The sequence below is a fragment of the Comamonas sp. GB3 AK4-5 genome (assembly GCF_041320665.1).
Lineage (GTDB): Bacteria > Pseudomonadota > Gammaproteobacteria > Burkholderiales > Burkholderiaceae_C > Comamonas.
Window position 1 is genome coordinate 2,951,322 of the sequence record NZ_CP166730.1, and the last position, 17,548, is coordinate 2,968,869.

The 17,548-nt window shown below is 65.0% G+C and carries 17 protein-coding genes, 2 tRNA genes and 1 pseudogene; 12 read left to right on the plus strand and 8 right to left on the minus strand.

The features are described 5' to 3' along the window. Positions 1-55 precede the first annotated feature (55 nt). Positions 56-982 (plus strand): LysR substrate-binding domain-containing protein, encoded by a 927-nt coding sequence (locus tag ACA027_RS13260; RefSeq protein ID WP_370678695.1) that lies wholly within the window; start codon positions 56-58, stop codon positions 980-982. A gap of 139 nt (positions 983-1,121) precedes the next feature. Here the strand turns inward: ACA027_RS13260 and ACA027_RS13265 are convergent, their stop codons facing one another. Then, positions 1,122-2,201 (minus strand): alkene reductase, encoded by a 1,080-nt coding sequence (locus ACA027_RS13265; protein WP_370678696.1) that lies wholly within the window; start codon positions 2,199-2,201, stop codon positions 1,122-1,124. A 176-nt stretch (positions 2,202-2,377) separates the two neighbouring features. Between ACA027_RS13265 and ACA027_RS13270 the strand changes: the two genes are divergently transcribed. The 6 genes from ACA027_RS13270 to ACA027_RS13295 all read left to right on the plus strand — a co-directional run bounded on the left by ACA027_RS13270 (position 2,378) and on the right by ACA027_RS13295 (position 7,157). Continuing rightward, positions 2,378-2,782 carry a zinc ribbon domain-containing protein YjdM gene (locus ACA027_RS13270; protein WP_370678697.1) on the plus strand — a complete coding sequence of 135 codons (405 nt, stop codon included), beginning with the start codon at positions 2,378-2,380 and terminating at the stop codon, positions 2,780-2,782. 128 nt (positions 2,783-2,910) lie between these two features. Then, the gene (locus tag ACA027_RS13275) at positions 2,911-3,750 is read left to right on the plus strand and encodes a MetQ/NlpA family ABC transporter substrate-binding protein (RefSeq protein ID WP_370678698.1); all 840 of its coding nucleotides are present in this window, start codon (positions 2,911-2,913) and stop codon (positions 3,748-3,750) included. 8 nt (positions 3,751-3,758) lie between these two features. Further along, positions 3,759-4,826 carry a methionine ABC transporter ATP-binding protein gene (locus ACA027_RS13280; protein ID WP_370678699.1) on the plus strand — a complete coding sequence of 356 codons (1,068 nt, stop codon included), beginning with the start codon at positions 3,759-3,761 and terminating at the stop codon, positions 4,824-4,826. Next, a complete protein-coding gene (locus ACA027_RS13285; RefSeq protein ID WP_370678700.1) occupies positions 4,810-5,463 on the plus strand; it encodes a methionine ABC transporter permease in 654 nt (217 codons plus the stop codon). Before ACA027_RS13280 ends, ACA027_RS13285 begins: the two co-directional genes overlap by 17 nt. Positions 5,464-5,831: 368 nt before the next feature. Next, a complete protein-coding gene (locus ACA027_RS13290) occupies positions 5,832-6,191 on the plus strand; it encodes a VOC family protein (protein WP_370678701.1) in 360 nt (119 codons plus the stop codon). A 30-nt stretch (positions 6,192-6,221) separates the two neighbouring features. Beyond that, positions 6,222-7,157, plus strand: a complete 936-nt coding sequence (locus ACA027_RS13295; RefSeq protein WP_370678702.1) for a CysB family HTH-type transcriptional regulator — start codon at positions 6,222-6,224, stop codon at positions 7,155-7,157. Positions 7,158-7,366: 209 nt separating this feature from the next. On the opposite strand, the gene ACA027_RS13300 is transcribed toward ACA027_RS13295, so the two are convergent. From ACA027_RS13300 to ACA027_RS13315, 4 genes and pseudogenes are all read right to left on the minus strand, one after another. Continuing rightward, positions 7,367-8,545, minus strand: a complete 1,179-nt coding sequence (locus ACA027_RS13300) for a cytochrome c (protein WP_370678703.1) — start codon at positions 8,543-8,545, stop codon at positions 7,367-7,369. Then, positions 8,545-9,365, minus strand: a pseudogene (locus ACA027_RS13305) (ABC transporter ATP-binding protein). Before ACA027_RS13305 ends, ACA027_RS13300 begins: the two are co-directional and overlap by 1 nt. Further along, positions 9,359-10,414, minus strand: a complete 1,056-nt coding sequence (locus ACA027_RS13310; RefSeq protein ID WP_370678704.1) for an ABC transporter permease — start codon at positions 10,412-10,414, stop codon at positions 9,359-9,361. Before ACA027_RS13310 ends, ACA027_RS13305 begins: the two are co-directional and overlap by 7 nt. Continuing rightward, the gene (locus ACA027_RS13315) at positions 10,411-11,433 is read right to left on the minus strand and encodes an ABC transporter substrate-binding protein (protein WP_370678705.1); all 1,023 of its coding nucleotides are present in this window, start codon (positions 11,431-11,433) and stop codon (positions 10,411-10,413) included. The genes ACA027_RS13310 and ACA027_RS13315 overlap by 4 nt, the downstream gene beginning before the upstream one ends. A gap of 234 nt (positions 11,434-11,667) precedes the next feature. Here ACA027_RS13315 and ACA027_RS13320 point away from each other — a divergent pair, with 234 nt between their 5' ends. The 5 genes from ACA027_RS13320 (at position 11,668) to ACA027_RS13340 (ending at position 15,427) form a co-directional block, all read left to right on the plus strand. Further along, a complete protein-coding gene (locus tag ACA027_RS13320) occupies positions 11,668-12,240 on the plus strand; it encodes an OsmC family protein (RefSeq protein ID WP_370678706.1) in 573 nt (190 codons plus the stop codon). Beyond that, on the plus strand, positions 12,237-13,655 hold the full coding sequence (locus tag ACA027_RS13325) for an O-acetylhomoserine aminocarboxypropyltransferase/cysteine synthase family protein (protein WP_370678707.1): 1,419 nt from the start codon (positions 12,237-12,239) through the stop codon (positions 13,653-13,655). The genes ACA027_RS13320 and ACA027_RS13325 overlap by 4 nt, the downstream gene beginning before the upstream one ends. Beyond that, positions 13,652-14,749, plus strand: coding sequence for an isopenicillin N synthase family dioxygenase (locus tag ACA027_RS13330; RefSeq protein ID WP_370678708.1), 1,098 nt, complete (start codon positions 13,652-13,654; stop codon positions 14,747-14,749). Before ACA027_RS13325 ends, ACA027_RS13330 begins: the two co-directional genes overlap by 4 nt. Positions 14,750-14,811: 62 nt before the next feature. Further along, positions 14,812-14,888, plus strand: a tRNA-Pro gene (locus ACA027_RS13335). 161 nt (positions 14,889-15,049) lie between these two features. Then, positions 15,050-15,427 carry a DUF4440 domain-containing protein gene (locus ACA027_RS13340; protein WP_370678709.1) on the plus strand — a complete coding sequence of 126 codons (378 nt, stop codon included), beginning with the start codon at positions 15,050-15,052 and terminating at the stop codon, positions 15,425-15,427. 150 nt (positions 15,428-15,577) lie between these two features. Here the strand turns inward: ACA027_RS13340 and ACA027_RS13345 are convergent. The 3 genes from ACA027_RS13345 to ACA027_RS13355 form a co-directional block, all read right to left on the minus strand. After that, positions 15,578-15,654 (minus strand) — tRNA-Pro (locus ACA027_RS13345). Positions 15,655-15,738: 84 nt separating this feature from the next. Next, on the minus strand, positions 15,739-15,990 hold the full coding sequence (gene infA, locus ACA027_RS13350) for a translation initiation factor IF-1 (protein WP_370678710.1): 252 nt from the start codon (positions 15,988-15,990) through the stop codon (positions 15,739-15,741). A 305-nt stretch (positions 15,991-16,295) separates the two neighbouring features. Further along, positions 16,296-17,450, minus strand: coding sequence for an HPP family protein (locus ACA027_RS13355; RefSeq protein WP_370678711.1), 1,155 nt, complete (start codon positions 17,448-17,450; stop codon positions 16,296-16,298). Between the last annotated feature and the right edge of the window lie 98 nt (positions 17,451-17,548).

Here is a 17,548-nt window from a genome sequence, read left to right on the forward strand (position 1 = left end):
AAAAAAAAGAACACTAGTATCAGTACGTATCACCGCATCCCCTCCTCCGACGCCTATGCAAGCCTTTCAAGACTCCCGTGCCCGCTATCTTTTTGAGGCGGTAACCTGTGGCTCCGTGCGCGCCGCAGCCGAAAAGCTGTCCATCGTGCCCTCGGCCGTCAGCCGCCAGATCAGCCTCTTGGAGGAGGAATTAGGCCTGGTCCTGCTGGAGCGCCACCGCACCGGCGTGGTGCCCACCGAGGCCGGCCAGCTCATCCTGGCCTACCACCGCCAGCAGACCGCCCACCAGCACGACATGCTGGCCAAGGTGGACGCGCTGCGCGGCCTGCACAGCGGCAGCGTGAGCGTGGTCAGCGGCGAAGGCTTTGCGCAGGAGCTGATGGAGGGGCCCATACGCCAGTTTCGCCAGCAGCACCCGGGGGTGAGCGTGTCGCTGGAGATTTACGGCACCACCGAAATCATGCGCCGCGTGCGCGAGGACGCGGCCGAGATCGGCCTGGTCTACTACCCGCCGGCCGACAGCCACATCACCGCACGCGGTACCGCGCGCCAGCCCATGCATGCCATCGTCCACCCCCAGCACCCGCTGGCCGATGTGCCCCAGACCACGCTGCAGGCGCTGACGCAGTGGCCCATCGCCCTGCTGCAAGGCGTGTACGGCATACGCCAGCTGGTGGAATACGCCGAGCAGGCGGACAAGATCCGCCTCTCCCCGGCCCTGACCAGCAATCTGATCAGCGTGCTCACCCGCTTTGTCACCACCGGCCAGGGCGTGAGCCTGCTGCCGCCCTGCGCCATCACCGCCGAGCTGGCCCAGGGCAGCGTGCGCGCCATCCCCGTGGACAACGCCGCCTTCCAGGACGCGGAGATGCAGCTCATCACCCGCACCGGGCGCTATCTGTCACCCGCTGCCAACCGTTTTTTGCAGTACTGCATGCAGGGGCTGCAGGCTTTTCACACCAAGCCGGCCGAGCAGGAATAGGCATTCAACAGGCCTGCAGAGCGCTCAGTCATTGCATAGAGCGCTCTGCTTTCAGGAGCCCAACAAGAAAAAACCAGCCTCCAGGGGCTGGTTTCGATGCGGCGCGCGCGGCGCTTCACGCCGCACGGGATGGGTCCATTCACTTCGCCATGCAGTCCGCTTGCGCCAGCGTGGGGTAATCGTTGTAGCCCGTGGCGTCGGGGCTGTAGATGGTGGCTGCGTTCAGCGCATTCAGCTCGGCGCCCTGCACCAGGCGCGCCGGCAGGTCAGGGTTGGCGATAAAGGCGCGGCCAAAGGCCACGGCATCGGCTGCACCGCTGGCCAGCACGGCCTCGGCCTGTGCGGCCGTGAAGCCGTCGTTGGCAATAAAGGTGCCATGGAAGGCCTTGCGCATATGCTGGCCAATGGGCAGCACGCCATCCACCAGCGACTCGCGCGAAAAGATAAAGCCCAGCTTGCGCGCGGCGATCTGCTCGGCCACATAGGTGAACAGCGCCACCGGATTGCTGTCGTGCATGCTGTGCGTGTTGCTCATGGGATTCAGGTGCACGCCGATGCGCTCGGCCGGCCATTCCTGGGCCAGGGCATCCAAGGTCTCCAGCAGAAAACGCGCACGGTTTTCCATGCTGCCGCCGTACTGGTCCATGCGCTGGTTGCTGCCGTCGTGCAGAAACTGGTCGAACAAATAGCCGTTGGCGGCATGCACTTCAATGAAGTCAAAGCCTGCTGCCTTGGCATTGCGTGCGGCCTGTACAAAGTCCTGCACGATGCCGGCGATCTCGGCCGTCTCCAGCGCGCGCGGCACGGCATAGGGGCGCTTGGGGCGCAGCACATTCACCTCGCCCTCAGCCGCAATGGCGCTGGGTGCCACGGGCAGTTGGCCATCCAGCAACTCGGGGTCGGAGATGCGGCCCACATGCCACAGCTGCAGCGCAATGCGGCCGCCTTCGGCGTGCACGGCCTCGGTCACACGCTTCCAGCCCGCGACCTGCTCGTCCGACCAGATGCCCGGCGTATGGGGATAACCCACGCCCATGGGCGTGACCGAGGTGGCCTCGGTCAGAATCAGGCCCGCAGCGGCGCGCTGGCGGTAATGCGCCACCTGCAAATCACCGGGTGCACGGCCCTGGAAGGCCCGCATGCGGGTCAGCGGGGCCATCACCACGCGGTTGGACAGAGTGATGGAGCCAATGTGAAAGGGCTTGGAGAATTGGGACATGGGAAGATGCGGACAGTGGACAAACAGCTTGAAGAAAACGGTCCGGCACGGGGTCGGGCCACAGATAAACGCCGTGAAATGTGAGGCATCACACGCTGCGGTCTGCTGCAGATAGTGACGGCGCAGCCGGCTTCAAGCCCCTGCCGGCACAGATTCCGCACCTCGGCTCTGCGCCAATGTGCAAGTTGTACGCTTATGGCTTTTGGTTTTCAGACAAAGGCCCTCTCTTGACCGACTCCACCCTGCCCGCTTGCCCCCAGTGCGGCCTGGACAACACCTATCCCGACGGTGAGCTGCTGATCTGCCCCGACTGCGCCCACGAGTGGTCGGCCCATGCCCCTGCCAGCGACGAAGACAGCGGCCCCCGCATCATCAAGGACGCCCATGGCACGCCACTGGCCGACGGCGACAGCGTGCTGCTGGTCAAGGACTTGAAGGTCAAGGGCAGCTCTACCGTCATCAAGAAAAGCACCAAGATCAAGGGCATACGCCTGGTGTATGACAACGGCGACCACGACGTGGACTGCAAGACCGAGCAAGGTCCGTTCATTCTCAAGTCGGAGTTTCTGAAAAAGGCCTGAGCGCCTGGGCCTGCTTACACGGCGGCCCACATACCCAAAGCGTATTTACATAGCTGTAAAGCTTTGTTGTCGGCAAGCCCCATGGCTTTGGATACTGCAAGTCCTCCACATAGAACCGGACTTGCACCATGCTCAAGCGCGACTTTCTCCGCACTTCCGCCGCCTTTTTACTCCCCGCAGCTGCCGGCACTTTCTCCTCCCTGAGCGGCGCTGCCACGGCCGCCTTGCCTACCACCCCATCGGTGATCCGCGTCGGCATTCGCGGCGGCATAGGCGAAGAGATCTGGGCCGAAGTGGCCAAGGCAGCCAAGGCCAAGGGCCTGGATGTGCAACTGGTGGTGTTGGGCGGTGCCGTCAGCCCCAATGAGGCGCTGAACAACGGCGACCTGGAGGCCAATGCCTTCCAGCACCTGCCCTTTCTGCAAGACCAGGTGCGCCAGCGCGGCTACCAGATCGTGTCGGCGGGCAACACGCTGATTGCGCCCATTGCCTTTTACTCCCGCAAGCACAAGTCGCTGAAAGCCCTGCCCGCCAAGGCACGCGTGGGCATTCCCAACGACCCCAGCAACCAGACGCGGGCGCTGGTGATCTTGCGCGACCACGGCCTGATTCAGCTGCGAGAGGGTTTCGATCCTTTCTCCAGCACGGCGGGCCTGGCCGACATCACGGCCAATCCGCGCCAGCTGCAGCTGGTGGAGGCGGCCTCCAATGTGCTGGCCCGCTCCATCCCTGATCTGGACGCCACGGCCGTCATCAACACCTTTGCCTACCAGGTGGGCCTGATCGCCACCCGCGACGGCATCGCCGTGGAAAGTCGCGAGCACAACCCCTACGTCAACATCATTGCGGTGCGCAGCAAGGACCAGGCTGCACCCTGGGTCAAGACGCTGGTGGACGCTTTTCAGACCGACGCCATACGCCGCTTCATCGAGACCCAATACCAAGGCACGCTGATTCCGGCGTTCTGATTCCCTGCATGACCCAATCCCCTCCTACGGTGCCTGGGGCACCGCATATTGTTTTTGACGGCGTGGCCAAGACCTATGCGGGCCGCAGCGGCCAGGTGCAAGCGCTGTCGGCCGTGGATTGCGAGATCCGCCACGGCGAGGTCTTCGGCATCATCGGCCGCAGCGGCGCCGGCAAGTCCACGCTGCTGCGCACCATCAACGCGCTGGAGCTGCCCACCCAGGGCCGGGTGCAGGTCCATGGCGTGGACCCGGCCCAGCTGGACGAAGACGCCCTGGTCGCGCTGCGCCGGCGCATTGGCATGATTTTTCAGCATTTCAATCTGCTGTCTGCCAAGACCGTGCGCGAGAACGTGGCCCTGCCGCTGCGCGTGGCCGGCGAGCGCCCTGCCATCATCAAGACCCGGGTGGACGCGCTGCTGCACCTGGTGGGCCTGGCCGACAAGGGCGATGTCTACCCCGCCCAGCTCTCCGGCGGACAAAAGCAGCGCGTGGGCATTGCCCGGGCACTGGTGCATGACCCCGAGGTGCTGCTGTGCGACGAGGCCACCAGCGCCCTGGACCCCGAGACCACGCAGTCGATTCTGGCCCTGCTGCGTGACATCAACCGCCAGCTCGGCCTGACCGTGGTGCTGATCACCCACGACATGGCGGTGATACGCGCCATCTGCGACCGCGTGCTGGTACTGGACCAGGGCCAGGTGCAGGAGATGGGCGAGGTCTGGCGCGTATTTGGCGCCCCCCAGGCCGCCGCCACCCGGGCGCTGTTGCAGCCGCTGCAGCAAGGCCTGCCCCCCGATCTGCAGGGTCAGTTGCAGCCGGCCCCCACAGGCCCGGCAGACCGCGCCGTATTCAGTCTGCGCTTTGCCGGCGAGCAACACCCGCAAGGCCTGCCGCTGCAGGCGCTGGCAGCCGTCCAGGCCAGGCTGCTGCACGGCGGGCTGGACCGTTTGCGCGGCCATCCGCTGGGACAGTTGCTGCTGTCCGTTCCCGCAGCTCCGCTGCCTTCGCTTGACCATCTGCGCCAATCCACCGGCGCCGACCACCTGGAGCTTTTGGGCTATGTCCGCGCCAATTGACAAATACCTGCAGGCCTTTGCCGAAACCCTGTTGATGGTCGCTGCCTCCTCGCTGATCGCCCTCAGCCTGGGCCTGGTGCTGGCCGTGGTGCTCACCGTCTCCGGGCCGCGGGGCCTCTACGCACGGCCCCGCTTTTACCGGGGGCTGTCGGTCACGGTGAACATCTTCCGCGCCATCCCCTTCATCATCTTGCTGGTGGCCTTGCTGCCGGTCACACGCAGCATTGTGGGCACCACACTGGGCACCTGGGCCGCCGTGGTGCCGCTGTCGGTGAACCTGATTCCCTTCTACGCCCGCATTGCCCAGGTCAGCCTGAACGATGTGGACCCCGGCCTGGTCGAGGCCGCCCGTGCCATGGGCTGCAAGCGCTGGCATATCGTGCGCCATGTTCTGCTGCCCGAAGCCCTGCCAGGCATCATCGGCGGCATGACGGTGAGCGTGATCGCCATGGTCAACGCCTCGGCCATGGCCGGCGCCGTGGGCGCCGGCGGCCTGGGCGATCTGGCCATTCGCTATGGCTACGAGCGCTACGAGACGCGGGTGATGTTCGAAGTCATCGTGATGCTGGTGGCCCTGGTGTCCATCGTGCAGTTCGCCGGAGAGTCGCTGGCGCGCAGGGTCAACCACCGCCGTTGAGCCTTGCCCCTCTTCTTATTCTGCTCAAAACCGCTTCAAACGCTGACACCATCAGCGCTGACAGCTCATCTATCCATAGCTTTCACCGCCTGCCCGCTGCGCAAGGGCGACGGCCACGGTATTTTTTATATATCTTTTGATTATTAAAAAGTAAATAAACATTTATTGTGTTTATATAAAAGCTTTTTTATAGTGGCCCTCACCCGCTCCATGGCGTGGCAGCAGGGCTTGCATTCCCACCGCAAGGTGGTGTGTGCACTGGCCACCAGCGCCATGGGCCAGCCCTGCTGGGGCGCCGCGCGGCCCTGCAGACAGCGCCGGACTGCACCAGGCCGCAACAGGTCACCACATCCTGGGCATGCCGATCTATGAACATCACCACCATCCACCATGTCCATTTCCACTTCCCGCCCCAGTCCCGGGAAGAGGTCCGATTTTTCTATGCCACGGTGCTGGGCGCCCAGGAGCGGCACAGCCCCGAGCGCAAGCAGCTGCTGCAGTTCGAGCTGGGCCAGCAGCTGCTGTGCTTCACCCCCCACAGCCAGGCGCCCCGGCATGGCGCTGCCCAGCATGTGGCCTTCAATGTGCAGGACATAGACGACCTCAAGCACCGCCTGCATGCCTTTGACCAGGTGTTTATCGCCAACCATTCCGCCCTGCAGACCCAGCAGGTCTATGTGAAAGACCCGGCTGGCAACCAGCTGGAGTTTCTTGAATACCCCGCCTGACCACGCTCTGCCGCGCACGACGCTTTCACCATGAACTTTCAGCAACTGCGCTCCATCCGCGAAGCCGCACGCCACAACTACAACCTGACCGAGGTCGCCGCGGCGCTCTTCACCTCCCAGCCCGCCATCAGCCGGCAAATCCGCGAGCTGGAAGAGGAGCTGGGCATAGAGATCTTCACCCGCGCCGGCAAGCGCCTGACCGGCCTGACCGCGCCCGGCCAGACCCTGCTGCCCATCGTGGAACGGCTGCTGCTGGAGGCCGGCAACCTCAAGAGCGCCAGCCGTGACTTCAAGGAAAAAGACAGCGGCGTTTTCTTTGTAGCTGCCACCCATTCCCAGGCCCGTTACGCCCTGCCCGCCGTGGTGCGGGACTTTCGCCAGATGTACCCCGGCGTCACCTTGCACCTGCGCCAGGGCTCGCCACAGCAGATTGCCGACATGCTGCTCACCGGCGCGGCCGATATCGGCGTGGCCACCGAGGCCCTAGCCGATTACGAGCAACTGGTCACCCTGCCCGGCTATCGCTGGTCACACAGCGTGATCGTGCCGCCGGGCCACCCCTTGCTGCAGCAAAACCAGCCCGTGTCGCTGGAAGACCTGGCGGCCCATCCCATCATCACCTACGAGCATGGATTTACCGGGCGTGCGCACATTGACGAGGCCTTTTCCCGCGAAGGCCTGGCGCCGGAAATCGTGCTCACCGCCATGGACGCCGATGTGATCAAAACCTATGTGGAGCTGGGCATGGGCATTGGCATCGTCGCCTCCATCGCCTTTGACCCCGAGCGCGACCGGCTGCTGCACGCCATAGACGCCCGCCACCTGTTTGAAGTCAACCTCACCCGCATCGCCCTGCGCCGCGGCATCTGGCTGCGCGACTACGCCTACCGCTTCATTGAAAGCTTTGTGCCCACGCTGACCCCGGAGGTGGTGCGCGAGAAGCTGAATGAGGGCTTGGAACGCTGAGCTTTTTCGGGCAGCCCCTCACCCTGGCCCTCTCCCGCAAGCGGGCGAGGGAGAAAAGCCAGTGGCACAGCGCACAAAACTGGCGCGCCCCAAGTCAGCAGACAGCGAGCAAGGGCCGCCCCTTACGCTCCGCTGTCGTCCTCCTGCCCGCATCGCGCAGCGAGCGAAGAGCGGGGGGAAGGCGCGCAGCGCCTCAGGGGGTGTTTCATTCACCGATGCACCCGCCCGCCCCGCACATAGCCCAGCGGCTCGGCATCCATGCGCCGCAGAATACGGGTCAGAGCGTCTTCTGCTGCAGCAGCCTCCTCCTCTTTGCTGTCCGTGGTGCGGCACAGCAGATCCTCATCGCTCCAGCTTCCGGCATCACGGTTGTTGCGTGCCCGCAGCCAGCCGGCCTTGTCGGCCAGCAGCTGCACATTGCCCAGGGTCTCATTGCTTCCTGCTTGCACCCAGCCCAGCGCCTGCTGCGCCACCGTCCCAGAGGTGACCACGCAGTCCACCTGCTCCGGAATCGCGCGCACTGCCATGCCTGGCGGCGGCAGCCACAGCGTCACCATGCGTGGATCGGGCAATAGGTCCTGCGGATGGGGCGTGCTGGCCAACCGCAGCCGCTGGCCCTGCCAGTCGCTGACCTGTTGCTTGTCCGGCCGGTGGCAGCGCAGCGGCATATCGGGCAGGGCAACGGGCTGGCCCCAGTTGCCGCTGACCCGCAGCAGCTCGCCCGCAGCCTGGGCACGCAAAAAATGCAGCAAGGCCCAGCTCTGCTCCAGCGTCAGCTGTTCGGCAAAACCGGGCATGGTCTGCCTGCCCTCGCGGTCCTGCAGGCCATGGCGCACGGCATGCAGCAGCTCGCCATCGGCGCGGCGCCACAGCAAGGGGCCGACAAAGCTCGGCGGCCATACGGGCTGCCGGGCCGCATCCACCCCCTGGCCGTTGCCGGCCGCGCCATGGCAGTGCAGGCACAGGCGCTGGTAATGCCCCGCGCCCTGAACAATGGCCGCATCGGAAAAAGGCAGGGGGTTGCGGTGAAAGCTGGAGGGCATGGCAGGTGCAAGCAACAGCTGCGGCGCGGGCCAGGGTGCCAGCAGCACGGCGGCCAGCGCCCCCAGCAGCAGCCAGGGCCGGCCACGCCGCCACCCGCAGGCCAACAGCAGCAGGACCACGGCAAGCGCCAGCGCCACCAGGCTCCAGAGCAACTGGCGCGCCAACCCCAAGTCCAGCAGCAGGTTTTCGCCGGCCATGCGCTGCGCCCAGGGCCAGGCGGGCTGGCCATCTACCTCGGCCACCAGGCCCAGCACATACAGCAGTTGCAGCAAGCCGGTCTGTGTGCGGTGCAGCCCCTCCAGCAGCCAGAACAACCAGGGCGCGTCTGATATCCGCTCAGGCATCAGGCCGCGTCGCTCAGGCCAAGGTATTGCAGCGCCTGCTGGCGCAGGGCCACAAAACCAGGCTGCGTGCGATGGCGGGGATAGGGCAAGTCCACCTTCAGCTCCGCCACCAGGCGCGCCGGCCGGTGCGAGAACACCAGCACGCGGTTGGCCAGGAACAAGGCCTCCTCGACATCGTGGGTGACCAGCAGCACCGAAAAGCCCGCGCGCTGCCACAGCTTGAGTAGCTCGGCCTGCATGGACAGCCGGGTCAGCGAGTCCAGCTTGCCCAGGGGCTCGTCCAGAATCAGCAACTGAGGCTCGTTGACCAGGGCTCTGGCCAGGGCCGCGCGCTGGCCATGCCGCCCGAGAGCTGGTGGGGGTAGCTGTCCGCAAACTCGGACAGGCCCACCAGCGCCAGCGCCTCGTCCACACGGCCCAGTTGGTCCTTGGCCACCTTGCGCGCCTGCAGGCCCAGGGCCACGTTGTCGCGCACCGTGCGCCAGGGAAACAGCGTGGGATCTTGAAACACCACAATGCGCGAGGGATCGGGCCGCACAATGGGCTGACCGTCCTGGGTGATGTGGCCGCTGGCGGGCGCTTCCAGCCCGGCCACCAGGCGCAGCAGCGTGGACTTGCCGCAACCACTGGGCCCCAGCAAGGCCACAAATTCACCCGGCTGCACCTGCAGGCTGACCTGGTCCAGCACCGGCAGCGGCCCTCCTCCAGCCTGCTCGAAATGGTGGGACACCTGGGCAATGTCTATGCGCGCCCCTGTGGATGGATTTGCCTGCGAAATCGCCCGTGCAGGCGCTTGCAGACTGCGTGCGATGCTCACCATTTCACAGTCCCTTTCTGCCAGCCCAGCAGGCGGTCACGCAGCGCAAACAGCAAGGTGATCAGGCCCGAGCACAGCGCTGCCATCACCAGCAGCGCGCCATACATATTGGCGTAGGCGGCCCAGCCCTGGGCCCATTGCAAATACCAGCCCAGGCCGGCCTTTACCCCCATCATCTCGGCCGTGATCAGCACCGAGAACGAGGCACCCAGGCCCATGAACAGGCCCACAAACACCTGGGGCAAGGCGGCCGGAATGGCCACCCGCAGCACCAGAAACCACTCGGAAGCGCCCAGCGTGCGGGCCACGTCGTAATAGCTTTTGCTGACATTGGCCACGCCCGACCAGGTGAGCACCGCCACCGGGAAGAAGGTGGCCAAGGCAATCAAAAATACCGCCGCGCTATAGCTGCTGGGCGCAAAAAAGAAGGCCAGCGGCAGCAGGGCCGAGGCCGGCACCGGCCCCAGAAAGCGCAGCAGCGGATGCACCCAGTAACCCGCTACCCGCGACCAGCCCACCCAGACGCCGGTGGCAAAGCCCACCACGCTGCCGATGGCGATGCCATTCACCAGCAGGCGCAGCGAATGCGCCACCGACAGGCCCAGCCGGGGCGCATCGTCCAGATAGACCTCGATCAGGCTTTGCGGCGGGGCAAAAAACGGCGGTGGCAACAAACCCAGCTTGGCCGTCACCAGCTCCCACAGTGCCAACAGCACGGGGGCGGCAATCAGCCAGGCGCCGGCAGGACGCAGCCCGCGCAGCAGCCGCCCCAGACGCGCTCCCACCACGGCCACCAAGGCCAGCGCCACAGCCACCAGCGCGCTGAGCAGGGCAAACTCCGTGGTGTAGGCCCAGTCGCTGAAACCGATTTCCCGGTTGGGCCACAGCCAGGTCAAGGCCCCCAGCAGCAGCCAGGCCAGGGCTGCGAACAGCCCCTGGCGCCACAGGCCGGAGCCTGGCACAGACTGCGCAATGTGCTCTGCAACCGGCAGGGCCGCTGCCGGGCTGGCAAGCTGCGCCTGCAGCCCCAATGCAACTGGAGCGCCACTCATGACAGCACATCCTGGGCGATATGGCGCGCAAAGCGGGCCGGGTCGGTGCTCTTTTTCAGAATGCCGGCCGTGCGGAAATCCGCGGCAAAGTCCCGCACCTCATCGTGCAGGCGACCGCCATGCGGATGGTGCTTGTAGGTCAGCTCGGCAATCAGGCGCTGCAGATCGGGCAGCTCGAACTTGGGCGTGTATTTGGCAAAAATCCTGGCGGCCTCGTTCGGGTTCTCGGCCACATAGTCCGAGGCCTGGGCCAGGGCCCGCACCACGGCGGCAGCGCTCTTGCGGTCTTCACGCACAAACTTGGCGCCCGCGCCCAGCACGCAGCAAATCTTCTCGGCGTACTCGCCCTTGGCGCTGTTGCCCAGCTCAGTGAACACACCGGGGTTGCGTTTTTCGATCAGGTAGAGGTTGGGGTCGCCATCGGCAATGGCATGGATCTCCCCCTTTTTCACCGCCACATCCAGCAGATCGGGTGGGTAGACGCGCCACTCCACGTCCTTGTCGATATCCAGCCCTCTCTTGGCCAGGTGAATACCGTAGAACTGCTTGGCCGGGCTGTTCAGATCGGACACCCCAATCACCTTGCCCTTGAGGCTTTTCACATCCTGGCCCACACCGGCGGCATTCACGCCCACCAGGCGCAGGCAGCCGCCGTGCACGCTGCCCACAATCTTTGCGTCCAGGCCTGCCTCCAGCGGCTTGATCCAGCGGTGGATCAGGCCCACGCCCACCTCGGCCTTGCCGGTGGCCAGGGCCTCGAGCAGCTGGTCGGCCGAGCCCGACCAGTTCAGCACCTCCACCTGCAAACCGTTTTTCTCAAAAAAACCGCGCTCCAGCGCAATCGGCACCGGCACCTGGCAAAAGCTGGCCTGGCTCCAGGCCAGGGTGATCTTGCGCGGCTGCGAATGCACCGCCAGCGGCAGCAGGCCCGTGGCCCCCACGGCAGCGGTGGCGGCAGCGGCACCCAGAAAGTGGCGGCGCTCCCATGCGCGGCCTGCGGTCAAACCAAGTTGCTTCATCTCGTCCCTCCAGAACACTGTGAAAAGTGGGGCAACGATAGGTCGGCATGCACAGCGGGGCCAAGTGACGAATCCGCGCATGCATATGCAAAAACTGGCGCAGATACTGGCGCACAGACGGGCACCCGCCCCCTATGCACAGCGCGCATATGCAAGCACAAAAAACTTCGTAGCCGGCGCGGGCCGCTTGTTTGAGCATGGAGGCATTCCAACTGCATCCCAGGGAGGCACCGCATGAGCCTGAACGATTACCTCAACCACAAACGCCGCGCCGTGCTGGCGCGTGAGCAACGCATTGCCGAGGGCCAAGCCCAGGCCACGGCCTTGCATGCCCATGTCAGCGCCGAAGGCCGCAGCGGCATACGCCGCCTGCGCATCCGCGAGCACCAGGTCATCAGCGACAGCCCTTATGACTTTGCCGGCTTCAACCTGGGCCCGTCCTCGCCCGAGCTGCAGCTGGGCGTGCTGGGCAGCTGCGTCACGCATATCTTTGAGATCCAGGCTGCGCTGCTGCAGGTGCCGCTGGACAGCGTGGAGGTCGATGTGCACGGCAGCATAGACCCGCGCGGCGGCCGCCCCGGCCATGAGTCCACCCCCATCTGGCCGCATGACATTCGCTACGAGGTGCAGGTGCGCTCCAGCGCCACGGATGCCGAGCTGCAGACCCTGTTCGCCGCCGTGGAAAAAACCTGCCCCATTCTGAATCTGCTGCGCAACCCGCAAACCATCACCGGCACCCTGGTGCGGGCCGCAGCGCCAGCTACCGCCTCGCAGGCCGGCGCTCTTCACGAGGCGCAGCCCGCATGAGCCAAGCCCCCTCTCCCACCGCCCCGGCCGCCACACTGCCGCCGCTTCCAGCCTGGCAGCCCGACACCTTGGTGCTGCATGCCGGCTACAACGGGCTGGAGCACCAGCGCAGCGCCGCCGTACCCATCTACCAGACCAGCTCGTTTCTGTTCGAGGACGCACAGCAAGGCGCCGAGCTGTTTGACCTGGTGCAGGAAGGCCATGTCTACGCCCGCACCGGCAACCCCACGCAGGCCGTGCTGGAGCAGCGCATCGGCCAACTTGAAGGGGGCACGGCGGCACTGGCCGTGGCCTCGGGCATGGCCGCCATCGACATCGCTCTGGCCACGCTGGCCCAGGCGGGCGAGCATGTGGTGCTGGCCTCCACCCTCTACGGCGGCAGCCACAACCTGTTGGTGCATGTGCTGAAAGGCCGGGGCATTGCCAGCACCGTGGTGGCCCGTGGCGACAGCCAGGCCCTGCACGCGGCCATCACGGCGCAAACCAAGGCCGTGTTTCTGGAGTCTGTGGGCAATCCCTCGGGCGATGTCGCCGACCTGAGCGCGATTACTGCCCTGGCCCATGCCCGGGGTGTGGCCGTGGTGGTGGACAACACCTGCGCCACGCCCTTGCTGATCCAGCCGTTTGCGCATGGCGCCGATGTGGTGGTGCACTCCGCCACCAAATACATAGGCGGCCATGGCGCTGTCATCGGCGGCCTGATTGTGGATGGTGGCCGCTTTGACTGGAACGCCCAGCAGGCCCGCTACCCACAGCTGACGCGCCCGGACCCGGCCTTTCACCAGGTGGTGTTCAGCGAGCGCTACCCCGATGCGCCTCTGGTGGCGCGCGCACGCTGCGTCATGCTGCGCAACGCCGGGGCCACGCTGGCCGCACATTCGGCTTTTTTGTTGCTGCAGGGACTGGAGACACTGGCCTTGCGCATGGAGCGCATCAGCCGCAACACCCGCACGGTGCTGGACTGGTTGCAGACCCAGCCGCTGGTGACGCGCATCCACCATGTGGGCCACCCCAGCCATCCCGACCACGCCCATGCCCAGCGCTATCTGCGCGGCGGTCTGCTGCCCGGCCTGCTGTCCTTCGAGCTGCGCGGTGCCCGGGCTGCAGCCCAGCGTTTTTACGACGCGCTGCAGCTGTTTCAACGCCTGGTCAACATTGGCGACAGCAAGTCCCTGGCGGCCATCCCGGCAGAGACCACCCACCATCTGCTCAGCGATGCCGAGCTGGCACGCGCCGGCATTGCGCCTGGCCTGGTGCGCCTGTCGATCGGCATAGAGCACCCCGATGACCTGCTGGCCGATCTGCGCCAGGCTTTCCACCACGCTGCCGCCGCCCCTCCTGCAGGCTCCGCCCATGTGCAGGCTGCAGACAGCTCTCACCCCATCCCGTCTGAAGTTCCCCTGGAGTCTTTATGAGTGCCACAGCACCCACGTTCCACCCCGTCTCACCGTCCTCCCACGCACCGGTCAATGCACTGCCCGTCATCAACCTGGCCGAGCTGGGCGATGGCGTGCAGCACACGCCGGCCCATGCCCGGCTGGCACGCATTGCGCGCGACATCGGTTTTTTCTACCTGGAGGGGCATGGCATAGAGAGCGCACAAATCGCGCAGCTGGAGGACATTTCCCGCCAGTTCTTTGCCCTGCCTGCCGAGGCCAAGCAAGGCATTGCCATCCACCAGACCCGGCATTTCCGTGGCTATACCGGTGTGGGCGGTGAAATCACCCGCCTGCAACCTGATCTGCGCGAGCAGATCGACTTTGGCGAGGAGCTGCCCGCCGTGGAGACGGGCCCGGACACGCCCAGCTGGTGGGGTTTGCAAGGCCCCAACCAGTGGCCGGATGCATTGCCTGCGCTGCAGCCCCAGATCCTGTCCTGGCTGGAGCACACACGCGATGTAGCCCAGCGCCTGCTGCAGGCCTTTTTGGTGGCGCTGGAGCAGCCGGCCACGGCCTTGAATCGTCTGGTGGCACCACCGCACAACCACCGCATGAAGATCATTCACTACCCGGGCCAGGCCCAGGGCCAGTCCGACCAGGGCGTGGGCGCCCACAAGGACGGCGGCCTGCTGACCCTGCTGCTGCAGGATGAGGTGGGCGGCCTGCAGGTGCAGACCCCGCAGGGTTGGCTGGATGTGCCACCGCGCAAGAACGCCTTTGTCGTGAACATTGGCGAAATGCTGGAGCTGGCCACCAATGGCTATCTGCGCGCCAATGTGCACCGCGTGCTGTCGCCCCGCCCCGGCGTCAGCCGCTATTCGATTGCCTACTTCTTCTCGCCCAGCCTGCATGCCCAGGAAGTGCCCCTGCTGGACCTGCCCCCGCATCTGGCGCAGCAGGCGCGTGGCCCGGAAAGCGACCCGCACAACCCCTTGTTCACCCACATCGGCACCAATGCGCTCAAGGGCCGGATTCGCTCCCACCTGGATGTGGCCCAGCGTTTTTATACCGACATCCCCCAGCCCTCAGAACGTGTTCAAGGTCTCTACGCAGGCGTGAGGAAGCCCTGAACACGTTCTAAACGCCACGAACGCCAAAACGCCGCAAAAGTCAGCTACAATCGCAGACTTTACGGAGCGTAGCGCAGCCTGGTAGCGCATCTGCTTTGGGAGCAGAGGGTCGCGAGTTCGAATCCCGCCGCTCCGACCAAAGACTCAAGGACTTAGCCTCTAAAGGGCTAAGTCCTTTTTTCGTTGCAAAGGCCTGCATTCCATCGCACGCTTCGCCGTACTGGCTTTCGTTCGACCGCGAATCAATCGTCCGCAGCAGGCCCGTGCCAGCTTGCGCCTGGACTGCCAAGGAGCTGAACCATGAACCAAGCACTCGTGAGCGTGCTTTCTCAGCAAGAAGCCGAGTTGCATCGCCCCGAAGTTCGGGCTGATGTGCAAAGAGTCAAAACCCTGCTGCATGCCGAGTTTGAAGAAATTGGCCGATCCGGACAGCGCCATACGCTCCACGCCGTCCTGGCCGCCCTCCAGAACGAGACACTGCCACACGAGATTGCCGCCGATGCCTATGTAGCGACAGAGATCAGCACCGGCGTTGCACTGCTGACCTACCGGTCGGCCTATCGGCAAAAAGATGGTGCTTTGACGCAGCACACATTGCGCTCATCGCTGTGGGTGCGGGTCGAGGGACATTGGCAGTTGCGCCATCACCAAGGCACCCCGACCATTCACGTTTGGTAGAGCGGCCCACCGCGCTTCGCACGCCGATGGAAATGCCAAGGCCAAAGTGCACAAATGCGGCAAATAGGGCGCAAGGCTCAAAACAAAAAAGATACCGGAGGCCCAAAAAGACAAAAGGGGTTAGCCCATAGAGCTAACCCCTCGAATCATTGGTCGGAGCGGCGGGATTCGAACTCGCGACCCTCTGCTCCCAAAGCAGATGCGCTACCAGGCTGCGCTACGCTCCGACAAGCTGTTGATTATATGCGCTTGTCACGCGGTTTTTGGCTTCGTTGGTGCTGCATCCACTTTTTTATGCAGCATCCCATGCTTTAGCGCGAGCTGCTGGGGCCTGGACCCCGGCCTGCCAGGTGGCGGAAGGTGATCCGGCCCTTGGTCAGGTCATAGGGCGACATCTCCAGCGACACCTTGTCGCCCGCCAGAATGCGGATGTGGTGCTTGCGCATCTTGCCGCCGGTGTAGGCGATCAGTTGGTGACCGTTCTCCAGAGTCACCCGGAAACGCGAGTCGGGCAGCACTTCGGTCACCGACCCTTGCATTTCAATCAGTTCTTCTTTAGCCATTTTTAAAAGCTCTCAATTCAATCTGCGTCTGTGGCCGCCCATGCAAGGCGGGTCACAGCCACCTGCCAGGCCATGCCAACACGGCCTCTTCTTTCTTCAGACAGGCGCCAACCACGGCGCAGACCGGGCGGCATGCGCCCAAGCTCCTGGCACCAAGCCAACCGGGCAAGGCAGAGCACTGCTTGAGGAAAATCGTGAAATTGTACTTGTGACGCCAGGCGCTGTCCTTTGCTGCACGCGCTCTTTTTTCACAGCCGGGCGGGCGGTGCAGCGGCAGCTGTCTGGCATAGAACACGCTTGCCCGCTCAGCCACCCGAGCCTATGGTTTTGCTCAGGGTGCGCACCAGATCGGTCTGCGTGACGATGCCCACCAACCGCTGCTGCCCATCGACGATGGGAATGTGGTGGTGGTTTCCAGCCTCTGAAAACAAAGGGATCAGCGCCGTCACCAGGCTTTCCTCCTCGGCCACCTGCACTGTTTGCGACATGATGTCGGCCACCACGCCCTGGCTGTTCGAGCGCCAGGACACCAGCTGTTTGAGGCGCTGCCCCAGGCCGTCGCGCACATCCAACTGGGCCAGGCGCATGAAGTCGGAGACAGAGACGATGCCTTGCACTTGGTGTTGCGCATCCACAACAGGCAGGGCTTTGACCTGCTCTTGCTTCATCAGCGCCCAGGCCTCCTTCAGTGGCACACCGGGCTCCACCGCAAACACCGGCCGCGACATGATGTCCGCACAACGCAGCTCGCCCAGGGTGCGCTGGAACGCGGCCTTGCCCGCCATGTGCAGCAGCCCTTCCAGATCGGCGCGGCTGATGTCCAGCACCTGGTTGTAGTGCGACAGGGCCGCATCCAGGTCGGACGAGGTAAAGCGTGCATGCGCCCCGTCCACGCCCTTGTGGCTGTGCTGCGGATGGGGGTAGCGCTTGCCCGTGAGGGTGTTGTAGAGCACGGCGCACAGCACCAGCAGCACCACATTGAACAGCACCGGAAAGGCCACCAGCGCCACGCCGTCGGCATGCTCCAGCACCACAAAGGCGGCAAAGCCGGCGCCCGGAGGGTGCATGCAGCGCAGCGGCACCATCAGCAAAATACTCAGGCCCACGGCCAAGGCGGCCGCCACGGCCAGATCGGGCACCAGGCGCTGGCACGCGGCCCCCGCCAGAGCGGACACCACCGTGCCGCCCAACACCGGCCAGGGCTGGGCCATGGGACTGGCCGGCATGCCAAACAACAGCACCGCGCTGGCGCCCAGCGATGACACCAGCCAGGTGCTGCCGGGCACCGCTATCCACCAGCGCGACAACACTCCCGTGACCAGCAAGCCCAGCGCCACCCCCAGGGCCATGCGCAGCAGCTCCTTCGCATCAATGCGCACGGGCGCCGGCCAGAAATTGCGCAGCCACAAGGCCCAGCGCGTCAGCTGGGCATGCTGGGCCCCCAATGGGGTGGGCGACATCTCTGCCGCCTCCAGTGCTTTCGGCAAAGCAGGTGGCACTGCAGCCGCAGGCTTCGTGGGGGCTTCTTGCTCAGACATCAACAAATACCCCGCAGCAG